The 12,913-nt window shown below is 70.5% G+C and carries 10 protein-coding genes; 1 reads left to right on the forward strand and 9 read right to left on the reverse strand.

The window, feature by feature from the left end; all coding sequences use genetic code 11:
* Nucleotides 1-130: 130 nt before the first annotated feature.
* The 9 genes from Q0Q47_RS04130 to Q0Q47_RS04170 form a co-directional block, all read right to left on the reverse strand.
* Nucleotides 131-1,156: a malate/lactate/ureidoglycolate dehydrogenase gene (locus tag Q0Q47_RS04130; protein ID WP_293854808.1), complete on the reverse strand. Its 1,026-nt coding sequence runs from the start codon at nucleotides 1,154-1,156 to the stop codon at nucleotides 131-133.
* 187 nt (nucleotides 1,157-1,343) lie between these two features.
* Nucleotides 1,344-2,129: an SDR family oxidoreductase gene (locus Q0Q47_RS04135; protein ID WP_293854810.1), complete on the reverse strand. Its 786-nt coding sequence runs from the start codon at nucleotides 2,127-2,129 to the stop codon at nucleotides 1,344-1,346.
* A complete protein-coding gene (locus tag Q0Q47_RS04140) occupies nucleotides 2,122-3,069 on the reverse strand; it encodes an ABC transporter permease (RefSeq protein WP_293854813.1) in 948 nt (315 codons plus the stop codon). The genes Q0Q47_RS04135 and Q0Q47_RS04140 overlap by 8 nt, the downstream gene beginning before the upstream one ends.
* Nucleotides 3,066-3,938, reverse strand: coding sequence for an ABC transporter permease (locus Q0Q47_RS04145; RefSeq protein ID WP_293854816.1), 873 nt, complete (start codon nucleotides 3,936-3,938; stop codon nucleotides 3,066-3,068). Before Q0Q47_RS04145 ends, Q0Q47_RS04140 begins: the two co-directional genes overlap by 4 nt.
* A complete protein-coding gene (locus tag Q0Q47_RS04150) occupies nucleotides 3,935-5,989 on the reverse strand; it encodes an ABC transporter ATP-binding protein (protein ID WP_293854818.1) in 2,055 nt (684 codons plus the stop codon). Before Q0Q47_RS04150 ends, Q0Q47_RS04145 begins: the two co-directional genes overlap by 4 nt.
* On the reverse strand, nucleotides 5,989-7,521 hold the full coding sequence (locus tag Q0Q47_RS04155; protein WP_293854821.1) for an ABC transporter substrate-binding protein: 1,533 nt from the start codon (nucleotides 7,519-7,521) through the stop codon (nucleotides 5,989-5,991). The genes Q0Q47_RS04150 and Q0Q47_RS04155 overlap by 1 nt, the downstream gene beginning before the upstream one ends.
* A gap of 57 nt (nucleotides 7,522-7,578) precedes the next feature.
* Nucleotides 7,579-9,078 (reverse strand): M81 family metallopeptidase, encoded by a 1,500-nt coding sequence (locus Q0Q47_RS04160; protein WP_293854824.1) that lies wholly within the window; start codon nucleotides 9,076-9,078, stop codon nucleotides 7,579-7,581.
* Between the two features lie 10 nt (nucleotides 9,079-9,088).
* The gene (locus Q0Q47_RS04165) at nucleotides 9,089-10,399 is read right to left on the reverse strand and encodes an amino acid aldolase (protein WP_293854827.1); all 1,311 of its coding nucleotides are present in this window, start codon (nucleotides 10,397-10,399) and stop codon (nucleotides 9,089-9,091) included.
* Nucleotides 10,390-11,847, reverse strand: a complete 1,458-nt coding sequence (locus Q0Q47_RS04170) for a M81 family metallopeptidase (protein ID WP_293854830.1) — start codon at nucleotides 11,845-11,847, stop codon at nucleotides 10,390-10,392. The genes Q0Q47_RS04165 and Q0Q47_RS04170 overlap by 10 nt, the downstream gene beginning before the upstream one ends.
* Before the next feature lie 253 nt (nucleotides 11,848-12,100).
* Here Q0Q47_RS04170 and Q0Q47_RS04175 point away from each other — a divergent pair, with 253 nt between their 5' ends.
* On the forward strand, nucleotides 12,101-12,907 hold the full coding sequence (locus Q0Q47_RS04175; protein ID WP_293854832.1) for an IclR family transcriptional regulator: 807 nt from the start codon (nucleotides 12,101-12,103) through the stop codon (nucleotides 12,905-12,907).
* The last annotated feature ends 6 nt before the right edge of the window (nucleotides 12,908-12,913 follow it).

A 12,913-nucleotide genomic window follows, 5' to 3' on the forward strand; every position in this document is an offset into this window, starting at 1 on the left:
AACAGGTGTCCACCATCTCCCCGGTCTAAACACTTGGCCCGGCCACCCACGACTTCAGCACGCCCCCGGCAAAGTCGTGGATGCCCGGGCCAGGCCCGGGCAGGACGGCGGAGAGGGGACCAGTGGTGGGTCAGCCCACCAGATCGGCTATCCCCACCTTGGCCGCCCCAGCCACCATGGCTGCCCAACTGGCGTCGTCCACCGGCAGCCCCTCCGCGAGGCGACGGGCGCGTGTCGTGCGCTCCGGATCGCCGGGCAGCATCGATCCGGCGTCCCGCGCCATCCATGCCGCCAGAGCCTCGACCCTTTCGGCATGGCCGCCCGCGTCGTCGAAGCTCTCCGGCGGCAGGATGACCGACAGCATCGAGTTGGTGACGCCCGTCTCGGTGCTGCCGTCCTGGGTGGCGCCACCGGTGAGCGCGCCCGCGAGGAGTTCGCAGGCGAGCGCGAGGCCGAAGCCCTTGTGCTCGCCGAAGGGCAGCAGGGCGCCCGCGGGCGAGGCGAAGAGCCGGGAGGGATCGACGGTGGGGCGCCCGTCCGCGTCGAGCAGGATGCCGTCGGGCAGCGTTTCGCCCTTGGCATTGGCGACGCGGACCTTGCCGACAGCCCAGCGGCTCGTGGCGAAGTCGACCACCACCGGCTCGTGCCCGGGGCGCGGAATGCCGACGGCGAAGGGGTTGGTGCCGAGCCGCGCCGTCGTGCCGCCGAAGGCCGCGACGGCCGCATGGCGCGGCACGTTGACGAAGTGCAGCGAGACGAGACCGGCCCCTGCGCACTGCTCGGCCCAGTGGCCGATGCGGCCGATATGGTGGGCGTCGCGAAGCGCCAGCACGCAGAGCCCATGGGCGCGCGCCCGGGCGATGCCGAGGTCCATCGCCTCATGGGCCATCACCTGCCCTGCCCCGCGCCGGCCATCGCAGACCACCAGCGCGCCGAGGTCCCGCGCGATGGCGAGCGGCCGGCCGAGCACCATGCGCCCCGCCTCGATCGAATCCAGGTAGGAGGCCAGCAGGCCGACGCCATGCGAGTCGTGGCCGCGCAGGCTCGCCTCGACCAGATGTTCGGCGATGAGCGTCGCCTCGCGCGCTGTTGCGCCGGCGGCCTCGAAGCTGCGGGCGATGCCGGTGCGGAGGCGAAGCGCGTCGATCAAGGGCATCGCAAGGGTCCTTGGGTTGGCTCAGTCCGCCTGGTTCCTCCCAAAGTCTGCATCTCCGCGCGTCCTGGCCGGGCCTGGCCCGGCCATCCACGCCTTTGGGCCAGCAGCGCAAGTCGTGGGTGCCCGGGCCGAGCCCGGGCATGACGGCGGACAGAGGGAGCCTCGAGCGGAGGCATGAACGGCCTCCTCAAATCGACACCGTCATCCCGCCGTCCACCGTCAGCACGGTGCCGGTGGTGAAGGAGGCGGAGCGGGAGACGAGATAGAGGGCTGCGGCGGCGAGCTCGGGCGGGTTGCCCCAGCGGCCGGCCGGGATGCGGGCGGCGATGCGGTCGTGGAAGGCCGGGTCGGCGGCGCGGGTGCGGGCGTTGCCGTCGGTCAGGAAATAACCGGGCGCGATGGCGTTGACCGTCACGCCCTTGCCGGCCACCTCCACCGCGAGGCCGCGCACGAGGCCGAAGAGGCCGGTCTTGGCCGCGGCGTAGCCCGCCATGCCCGGGCGCACGATCATGCCGTTGATCGAGGACGTGAACAGGATGCGCCCGTAGCCGGCCGCCGTCATGATCCGCGCCGCCTCGCGGGCGAGGCGGAAGCCGCCCGTGAGGTTGGCCGCGATGTCGCGCTCCCACTCCTCGTCGCTCATCTCGACCACGGGCTTGCGCAGCGAGGCGGCGGCGTTGCTGACCAGGATGTCGAGGCGACCGTGGCGCTCCGCCACCGCCCGCAGGGCCGATGCCCCTTCCGCGCCCGTCGTGGCGTCGAAGCACAGGCCCTCGGCGCTGGCGCCTCGGCCCTTCAGCTCCGCCACGCGGGCCTCCAGGGCAGCGGCATCCCGGCCGTTGAGCACCACGTGGGCGTTCGCCCCCGCCAGCGCCTGCGCCATGGCCCAGCCGAGCCCCCGGGTCGACCCGGTGACGAGCGCTACCTGCCCGGCGAGGCCGAAGAGCGCGGCGGGAGACCAGGCGTCAGTCATAGTCGATCCTCGGGTCGATATAGACGTAGAGCACGTCGACCATGAGATTGATCAGGATGTAGATCGCCAGGATCACCAGGATCGAGCCCTGGATCAGCGGGTAGTCGCGGCTGCTGATGGCCTGGATGACCAGCCGGCCCATGCCCGGATAGGTGAACACCGCCTCGGTCACCACGGAGCCGCCGATAAAGCCCGCCAGCATGATGCCGACGATGGTGATGAAGGGCAGCAGCGCGTTGCGCATGACGTGGCGGGCGACGATGACGCCCTCCGACAGGCCCTTCGAGCGCGCGGTGCGCACGTAGTCGGCGTTGAGCTCGGCGATCAGCGAGCCGCGCAGGAAACGGGCGAAGATGCCCGAGACGTAGAGCCCCAGCGTGGCGGCGGGGAGGATCGTGGCGCGCAGCATGCCGAGCGGCGACTGCCAGAACGGGACGTAGGCCGACGCGGCCGGCAGCAGGCGCAGTTCGACGGCGAAGAGCAGGATGAGCAGGATGCCGACCCAGAAGGTCGGAACGCCCAGCGCCAGCGCGCCCCAGCCGCTCAGGATCCGGTCGAGCCAGCTGCCCTGGTGGAGCGCGCTCGCCAGGGCGATCGGAATGCCGATGAGGAGGCCGAGCACGGTGGCTGCGGCCGCCAGCTGCAGGGTCGCCGGCAGGCGCTCGCCGATGAGCTGCATCACCGGCACGCGGCTGTGCAGCGACACGCCGAGGTCCCCGTTGAGCGCCCGCCACAGCCAGTCGAAGTACTGGATGATGACCGGCCGGTCGAGGCCGAAGCGGCGCGTCACCTCGGCGATCTGCTCGGGTGTCGCGTTCTCGCCGACGAGCGCACCGATGGGACCGCCCGGCACCCCGTACATCATGAAGAAGATGAGCGCTGAGGCCGCGAGCAGCACGGGCACGAGATGGAGCAGGCGGCGCAGGATGAAGCCGATCATCGCTCGTCGCTCCGTGCGGCGATCACCGTGTCGCGGCCCTCGATGACGGTGGAGAGCGCGCGGCCGATGGTGTCGAAGGCCAGGATGGTCAGCGTCAGCGCGAGGCCCGGCAGCACCGCGAAGGTTGGCGCGTCGTGCAGGTACTCCTTGCCGGTGCGCAGCATCTCGCCCCAGCTCGGCGTGGGGGGCGGGATGCCGACGCCCAGGAACGACAGCGCCGCCTCGAGCAGGATCGCCACCGAGGAGAGCACCACCATCTGCGTCAGGATGGGGCTCCAGGAGTTCGGCAGGATGGTGCGGAACATGCTGTAGGACGAGGTCGCGCCGAAGGCCTCCACCGCGGTGACGAAGTCACGCCGCCGCAGGGTCAGCACCTGCGCCCGCGCCACGCGGGCGAAGGTCGGAACGCCGGTGATGCCGACGGCCACGAGGGCGGCCGCCTGGCTGCGGCCGAGCACGGCGATCATGGCGAGCGCCAGCATGATGCCCGGCAGCGCCAGCAGAAGGTCGACGATCCGCATCAGCACGACGTCGCGCCAGCCGCCGAAGAAACCGGCCATGAGGCCGATCGGCACGCCGATGGAGGCCGCGAGCAGCACCGCGCCCGCCGCCGTCACGAGGGAGGTGCGCGCCCCGTAGATGACCCTCGCCAGGATGTCGCGGCCGAGTTCGTCGGTGCCGAAGAGGAAGTCACGCGACGGCCCCTCCAGCATGCGGATGACGTCCTGGGTGAGCGGATCGAAGCCGAGCAGGCCGGCGCAGGCGGCGAGCGTCGAGAGCCCCGCCAGGAAGGCGATGCTGAGCGCCGCGCCCGGCTTGGCGATGACACGGCGCCCGACGCGGGCGGCTGCGACCAGAGCCCCGCTCATGCCCCCGCTCCCGGATGGTGGCACGCCGCCAGGCTCGGACTGCCGGGGACCGGCGCGAAGGCCGGCGCCTCGGTGCGGCAGCGGTCGGTGGCCCTGAAGCAGCGCGGATGGAAATGGCAGCCGGACGGCGGCTTGGCCGGATCCGGGATCTCGCCCTCCAGCACGATGCGGGCGGTGCGGCCCTGCGTGGCGGCGTCGACGACGGGCACCGCCGAGAGCAGCGCCTGGGTGTAGGGATGCACCGGCGCGCTGTAGACGTCGTGCTTGGCCCCCTCCTCCACAACCCGGCCGAGATACATGACCGCGACCCGGTCGGAGATGTGCTTCACCACCGAGAGATCGTGGGCGATGAAGAGATAGGCGAGCTTCAGGTCCCTCTGCAGGTCCTGCAGCAGGTTCACGACCTGCGCCTGGATGGAGACGTCGAGGGAGGCGACCGGCTCGTCGAGGATGAGGAGCTTGGGCTTCAGCGACAGCGCGCGGGCGATGCCGATGCGCTGCTTCTGGCCGCCGGAGAACTCGCGCGGATAGCGGTGGGCCACCGAGGGCGACAGGCCCACCATCTCGAACAGGCGCGCGATCCACGCCGCTCCGCCCATCTCGTCGTAGAGGCCATGGATGCGCAGCGGCTCGGCGATGGCCTCGCCGACGCTGAGCATCGGATTGAGCGAGGAGAACGGATCCTGGAAGACGTACTGCATGCGGCGCCGGACGCCGCGCATGCCCGTGCGGTCGAGGCCGCGGATCTCCTGACCGTCGAAGCGGATGCTGCCGCTCGTCGTCGGCACGAGGCCCATGATGGCCCGGCCCGTCGTCGTCTTGCCGCAGCCGCTCTCGCCGACGAGGCCCAGCGTTTCGCCGGGCGCGACCCTGAGCGACACGCCGTCGGCCGCCCGGACCGTGCGCACCACGCGCTTCAGCAGCCCCGCGCGGATGGGGAAATGCACCCTGAGGTCGTCCACCGTCAGCAGCGGTTCCGGAGCGGAGACCGGCGCCGGCCGCACGATGGCCGGCACGGACCCGGACCCGGACCTGAAGGGTGGCGGCACCTCTTCGGCATAGTGGCAGGCGGACCGGCGGGTGCCGTCGAGGATGCGCAGGGGCGGCTCCTCGGCGCGGCACTTCTGGCGTCCCTCCCCGATCGCGCAGCGCGGATGGAAGGCGCAACCGGTGGGCATGTCGGTCGGCGTCGGCGGCTGTCCCGGGATCGGGTCGAGCCGGTCGCCCGTGACGTCGATGCGCGGCGCGCTGCGCAGCAGGGCCGCCGTGTAGGGATGGCGGGGCTGGCTGAAGATCTCGCGGACCGTCCCGGTCTCGACGATGCGCCCGCCATACATCACCGCGACACGGTGGGCCACCTCCGCCACGACCCCGAGGTCGTGGGTGATGAGCACGACGGCGGCCCCGGTCTGCTTCTGCCGCTCGGCCAGGAGGGCCAGCACCTGGGCCTGCACGGTCACGTCGAGAGCCGTCGTGGGCTCGTCGGCGATGATGACCCGGGGCCGACCGGCCATGGCCATGGCGATCACGGCGCGCTGGCGCATGCCGCCGGAGAACTGGAAGGGGTACTGGAGCGCCCGGTTGTCCGGGTCGGCGATGTCGACCTCGCGCAGGAGTTCGACCGCCCTCGCCTGCCCGGCCGAGGACGCGAGGCGGCCATGGGCGATTTCGCCCTCGACGATCTGGCGCCCCACGGGCAGCAGCGGGTTGAGCGTGGTCGAGGGGTCCTGGAAGACGACGCCGATGTCCTGCCCGCGCAGGCGGCGCAGCGTGTCGTCGTCGGCGCCCACGACCTCCTGGCCGTTCAGCCTGATCGAGCCCTCGATCAGGGCATTGCGCGGCAGGAGCCCGGCGGCGGCGAGCGCGGTGACGCTCTTGCCCGACCCGGACTCGCCGACGATGCCCAGCACCTCGTTCTCGAAGACGTCGAGATCGACGCCGCGCACCGCATGGATCGGCTTGCCCGATCCCAGGAACGTGACGTCGAGCCCGCGAATGGACAGGACGGGGGCCGCCGTCTGGTCGGTCCCCGTCCTGTCGGATCGATGCATCACTTCTTGATACCCGTGGTCCGCAGCACGAGCATGTTGTCCATGTCGAGCGTGAAGCCCGTTACGTTCTTGCCCGTGACGATGATGCCCTGGTCGTAGGTGTTGGTCGGGATGCCGAAGGCGGTCTCGATCAGCACCTTGTTGAGCCCGTCATAGGCGGCCTTCACCTCGGCGGGGCTGCCGACGGTGGTGTCCACCCTGGAGATGGCGGCCACGTATTCCGGGAACGGATGCGGGTTGCCGAGCACCGGGTTGTTGACGGTGCGGTAGATGCTGTTGGTGGCAAGCCGCGAGGGGAACTTCTGGATGTTGCCGACGCCGCCGAAAAGCGCGTCGAAGCGGCCCTGCAGCATGGTGTCGACGAGGTCGGAGCCCTCCTTCATGTCGAGCTCGATGTTGATGCCGACCTTCTTGAGGGTGGCCTGCACCAGCTGGCTGATCACGACGTCGGGCTGGCTGCCGGAGTTGACGACGAGCTTCCAGGCGCTCTGGTCGGCGGCGCTCAGCCCGGACGCGGCGAGCAGTTCCTTCGCCTTGTCGAGGTTGAAGGCATAGGTCTTGGTGTAGCTTGCGTCGAAGGCCGGGCTCGAGGGCGCCCAGGGCAACGCCACGACCTCGCCCAGGCCCGCATAGCCGGCCTTGAGGATGTTCTCGCGGTCCATCAGGTAGTTGAAGGCCTGGCGGAACTTGGCGTTCTTGAACGGCCCGCGGGTCGCGTTGATGCGGAAGACCTGCACGAGCGGACCGGGGCCCGACAGCACCGGATAGTCGGCGGACTTCAGGCGGGCGGCGCTGCGCGCGGTGCCGCCGTAGATCACGTCGGCGCCGCCGGATTCGAGCGCGGCGGTGGCCGCGGCGTCCTGGGCGAAGACGGTGATCTCGACGTCCTTGGTGACGGGCTCGTTCTTGCGCCAGTAGTTCGGGTTGGCGACGAGCTTGATGCGCTGGCCGACGACGCGCTCGCCCAGCATGTAGGCGCCCGAGCCCGCGGGCTTCTGCTCGACCGTGTCGATCCCGGCCGGGTCGATGATCGAGATGAACTGGAAGAGGTCGGTGATCTGGCGCTCCGGCACCGGCGTCTTGAAGTTCACCTTGATGGTGTTGGCGTCGACGACCTGCCAGTTGTCGACGATGCCCATGGTGGCGAAGACGTTCTTGCCGAGCTTGGGATCGGCGGCCTTCTTGAAGTTGGCGGCCACGGCCTCGGCGTTGAAAGCGCCGCCCGAATGGAACTTCACGTCCTTGCGCAGCGTGAGCGTCACGGACTTCGCGTCGGGCGCGATCTGCCAGGATTCGGCCAGGCTCGGGATCGCCTTGCCGTCCGGCGTGTATTCCAGAAGGCTGTCGTAGAGGTTCTTGATCAGCGAGGCGTTCACCGACGAGAACTGGTGGGGATCGAAGTTGGCGATGTCGGCGATGACCGCCACGCGCAGCGCCTGGGCGTAGGTGGGCGCCGGCGCGGCGAGCGCCAATGAAGTCCCGAGAGCCAATGCGCCGGCGATGCGGCGCACGATTGAGAACCTGTGTGTCATGTCCTGCATCCTTGTCTGACGGTGGAAAGGCTAGGCTTCAGGGCGTCGCAGGCCGGACTAGCGCGCGGGACTGGTGCGCGGCGCGTTCCGGTCGGCGAAGGTTTCGAGCGGGTAGATCGGGCGCGGCAGCCGCTGCCAGGGCAGCGTGAAGACGTCGGACTGACCCGGGCCGGAGGTGTCGGCGCGCACGACGCGCGAGGAGATCGGCGCGAAGTACTGGAAGTTCGAGGCGGTCTTCACGACGGCGATCTTGAACTCGGTCGGCTCCAGGCCGTGCACGCGGTAGACTTCGGGCAGGTTACCCGCCACCCCGCGCAGTTCGCTGACGAGCAGCGTCACTGGCCCGACCTCGAAGACCGCCGTGCGGCCCATGTCGATCTCGCTGCGCTGGTAGCTGGGGATCGTGAAGCCGCCCTGGCGCAGGCGCTTCACCGTTCCCGTCACGGTCAGCGGCTTGAAGAAACGGCTCGCCGTCTCGCCGCCGACCGGCAGCGTCACGGTGGCCCCCTCGCCGGCCTCCCACAGCGTCGCCACGACGCCGGGCGCGATCATCGGGATCAGCGCCGGGCCGCGAATCTTGAGCCGCAGCATGGCCTCGAGCAGCAGGTTGCTGTCGCCGGCCGATCCGCCGAACACGGTGTCGCCGGTGTCGGAGAGCACGACGACGCCCTTGGGCTCGGCGTCGGCGGTGCGCACCGCCTCGTCGATGCCCATGGCCTCGCGCTCCATGAAGGCGTCGCGCAGGCTCCAGGCATGGTCGGCGAGCTCGTCGGCGAGCTTCTCGGCGAGCGCCTTGTCACCGTTGGTGACGACCACCGCGGTCCAGCCGCCCTCCTCGACGTCGAGCCAGGGCTGCATGGGGAACGGCGCGGCCTGCAGCACGCGCGGGTCCTTCTCCATGTCGCGCGCGTGGTCGAACCAGGCCTTCATCGGCCCGTGCGCGGTGAGGAATTTCTCCTGGTGCGTCACCAGCGGGATCTTGCGCATGGCGATGACGGGCTTGAGCTTCTCCTGCACGATCCGCATGAGGAGCCGCATGCCGATGACGCCCGTGTCGAAGGTGTCGTGCGGCTGCGTGCGGTGACCGACGATGGCGTCGACCGAGCCGACCATCAGTTGCGTGACGTTGGCGTGGTGGTCGAGGCCGAGCATGATCGGCACGTCCGGCCCCAGCACGCGGCGGCAGAGCGCGGCCTGCTCGCCCTCGACGTCGTCCAGCCCCTCGGCGGAGCAGGCGCCATGCAACTGGAGATGCAGCCCGTCGAGCTTGCCGGCCGCGCGCAGGCCCTTCTCGATGACGTCGAGGAAATACTGCCGGGACTGCGTGTCGATGCGCCCGCCCGCCACCGCGTTGGCTCGGATGATCCCGACCGTCTCGACCGGAATGCCGGACTCGGCGACGGCCGCGAGGTGCCCGCCGACCTGCCCGAGGCCACCGGACTTCTCGACGACCTCCTGGCCCAGGTGGATGGCGAAGGCCTCGTAGTCGCGCAGATAGGTCGGCAGCGGGTTGAAGTCGTTCGTCTCCTGGGAGACGTGGATCAGGCCGATGCGCATGCCTCGCCTCCTAGAAATAGGTCTTCACCGCGTCGACGACCGTGCCGTCGGCGTCGATGACGAGGAGCACGTCCCACTTGTCGAAGGTCGTGCAGGGATGCCCGATGCCGAGCGACACCATGTCGCCGACCTGCAGCGGGCTGTCGGCCGGGATGGTGAAATGGGCGTGCTGGTCGTTGAGGCTCGCCACCACATGCCCGTCGGGCAGCGGTTGCGGCGTCGCCATGCCGCCGCCGGGCCGGAACCAGGCGGTCGCCACCGGCAGATGCCCGTCATGGCTGACGTCGCGCTTGCCCGCGGTGAGGATCGCCTTGCCGGGTTCCGGGCGGGCCTGGACGTAGGTCCACACCTCCAGGGCGGGCATCAGGCGTCCTGCGGGCAGGCGCAACGTCGTCTCGCGCAGGATGCGGTCGTGCGCCTTGGCGTAGCCGATCGCGTCGTGGGTCAGGTAGCAGCCGCTGCGGATGATCTTCAGGACCGGACGGTTGCCGAAGAGCGCGGGTCCGAAGCGCTCGCCCACCCGGTCGTAGAAGGCGCTGCCGCCTGCCGTGAGGACCACGGGAGACTCGGGTGGGAACAGCCCCTCCGCGACGCAGGCGCCGGCGACGGCGAGCACGTCGTCCAAGAGCGCGTCGACCTGCGCGGTGTCGGGCAGGATGCCCTCGAAGCACTCGATGCCGGCGAGCGACAGGCCCTTCGCCTCCACCACGGCGCGGGCGACGTCCACACCCTCCTCGCGGGTCCGGCACCCCGTGCGGCCGCCGGGCACGCCCATCTCGACGAAGACGCCGAGCGGCCGGGTGGCTCCCGCGCGCCGGGCGCCCTCCGCATAGGCCGTGACGCAGGCGCGGCTGTCGGCCAGGACGAAGAGCTCGAAGCCGGGGTCGGCGAGCGCCGCGAAGCAGGCGTCGATGTTGGCGGGCCCGGTCGGCTGGTTGGCGATGACCACGCGCGGGAAGCCGAAGTGCTTGGCGACCGCCATCTGCTGGGTGGTCGCGACGGTGATCGCCCAGGCGCCCGCCGCGTGCTGCATGGCGTAGAGCTGCGGGGCCATGGTCGTCTTGCCGTGGGGCGAGATCATCAGCCCGTTGGCCGAGAGGAACCCCGCCATCCAGCCGTTGTTGGCCGAGAGCACGTCGGCGCGCATGACGGCGGCGGGCATCGGCAGGTCACCCCTGAAGATGTTCCAGCCGCGCGCCGCGACGTCGCCCAGCCGCAGGCGACCGGCCGAGGCCGGGATGCCCTTGGTCATGGCGTCCAGCATGAGGTCGTCGATGTCGGCGCCGTTCTTGGGCGGCAGGGGAAGGCGATTCAGGGCCATGGATTCGCGTCCAGGGGCGCGATGGGACGGCGCACGCGCCGGTAGGTGACCTTGAGCGGATCGTGCGGGAACGGGCCGCCGGTGTCGAGATAATGGATGGCCGGCGCGATGCGCGCGAAGGCCGCCGAGAAGTGGTTGGACGACTTCACCACGACGATCGCCTTCTTCGACAGGTCGATGCCGAGATTGGTGAAGGCCGGCGGGCTGAAGGTCTGGGACCGCTTGCTGCACAGCACGATGTCGACGTCGCCCACCGACACGGCCGCGGCCGCGCCGAGCGACACCCAGCTCTGCTCGAAGGGGATGACGAGGTCGTCGGTGACGGCTTTCACCACGACGTGCGCGTCGAGCGTGGGGCCGGAGACCGGCGTCGCCTTGCCACCGATGCGCAGCCACAGGTGGCTGCCGGGCCCGGCCGCATGGCAGAGCTCGACGGCGACCGGATCCCAGGTGGCGCCGATCGCCGAGGGCACGTCGGGATGCTTCAGCAGCGTCTCGATCATGATCGTGCTGTCGCCCGGCACGCCGCCCCCGGGGCTGTCCCACCGGTCGCCGAAGACCTGCGGCCAGGCGGTCGCCTTGCGGGCGAGCTCGACCGCCTCCTCCGGCTTGTAGTGGCGCGGCGTGGCGGTGCGGCCCATGGCGAGCACCTCGCGGCCGAGCTTTTCGGCCAGCGCGGCCGCCTTCGGCCTGTCGTTGTCGGTCGTCACCAGGACGCGAAAGCCCACCTCCGGGACGTCGCCGGCGGAAAACCCGTGGGCGAGCGAGATCGACAGGATCCCGTCCTTCCCCTCCATCGCGAAGATCCTGTCGATGAAGGCCCGTCCGATGGGCTGGTTGGTCATGAACGCGCCGGTCAGCGTCCGGCAGTCGAACATCTCCATGGTCGGCCTGATCTCACCCCGCCAGGTGCGGATGGCTAGGTCGACGAGGTCCTCGGCGCGCGCCAGGAAGTCCGTGTGCGGGAACTCCTTGAACAGCACGACGACGTCGCAGGCCGCGACGCGCTTCTCGGTGAGATGGCAGTGCAGGTCGTACTCGGCGCCGACGACGGCCTTGGGGCCGACGATCTCGCGGGCGCGGGCGAGCAGGTCCCCCTCGCAGTCCTCGTAGCCCTCGGCGACCATCGCCCCGTGCAGGCCGAAGAGCGCGATGTCGACAGGCATGGCGGCGCGCAACTGGTCGAGGATCTCGTCGCGCAGGCTCTCATAGCCCCCGCGCGAGACGAGCCCGGCCGGCTCGGCCCAGGTGCTCGTGCCCTCCACGAGCTCGAAGCCGTCCTGCCGGGCGCGGCGGCGCGCCGCGACGACGGGCGCGGTGCACAACGTCGGGGTCTCGGGGTGCTGGCCGGGCGGGAAGTAGAAGGCGCCCTCGAAGGCGGCGCGACCCACGGGAAGCGGCGCGAAGGTGTTGGTCTCCGTCGCCAGGGAGCCGACGAACATCCGCATCGCTGGCCTCCTCCCCTTGCCCCGAGCGGAACGATCGACGCGTTCCACAATGTAAGATGAATGTTCTGACGTCATGTTCAGCTTGAACCCGAGAGCGTGTCAACAGGATTTCGTCCCCGTTTTCTTTGTTGCAAAAGCTGATGGCAGACGCTGTAGTGACAAACGGATGTCTTCGCACAATCGTTCTACATCGTGGAACGCAAGCGGAGCAGAGAGGCGGCGCCGCGGCGCGGCCATCACCGGGAGGAACGGCTTGAGCCCTCGAACGACCGCTGTGGCGCTCCCTGCTCCCGAGGCGCGGATCCAGTCGATCGCGCGCGCCAAGGCGATCCTCGACGTGCTCGCGTCCGGCGATGGCGGCTGGATCCTGCTGCGCGACATCGCGGCCGGCACCGGCCTGGCCAAGACCACCGCCTTCAACCTCACGACGGCGCTCGTCGAGGTCGGCCTGGTCGAGCACAACCCGGCCCAGGGGTCCTACCGGCTCGGCGTCGAGCTCATCGCCTATGGGCGGGCGGTGGAGCGGCGGACCGACCTCCTCGGCTTCATGCGGCCCTATCTCGTCAAGCTCTGCGCGGTGACCCGCGAGACCGTGAACCTCGCCCTGCCCTGCCCGATGGACGTGATCATCGTCGAGAGCCTGGAGGGGTCGCAGAGCCTGCGCATCACCTCCTATGCCGGCACGCGCGCGTCCTATCACTCGACCGCCTGCGGGCGGGCGCTGCTGGCCTACGGCACGGACGCCACGCGCCGGCAGGTGCTGGGCTTCCACCCCCTCGTGCCGCTGACCCCGCACACCACGATCGATCCCGACCGGCTCGACGCCATCCTGGCGCAGTGCCGCCAACGCGGCTTTGTCGAGGAGGTCGAGGAGAACGAGGAAGGCGCGGCCTGCGTCGGGGCCGCGCTGCTCGACGGCAAAGGCGACGCGGTCGCCGCCGTCAGCATCGCCGGGCCGCTGACCCGCATGGGTCCGGAGACGCGCGAGCGCGTCGGGCGGCTGCTCGTCGAGACGCTGGAGGAGGCGCGCCAGGCCCTCCTCACCGCGCCGCATCACTGACCGGGG

It is taken from the genome of uncultured Alsobacter sp. (genome assembly GCF_945952055.1).
In the GTDB taxonomy this organism is placed as follows: domain Bacteria; phylum Pseudomonadota; class Alphaproteobacteria; order Rhizobiales; family Beijerinckiaceae; genus Alsobacter.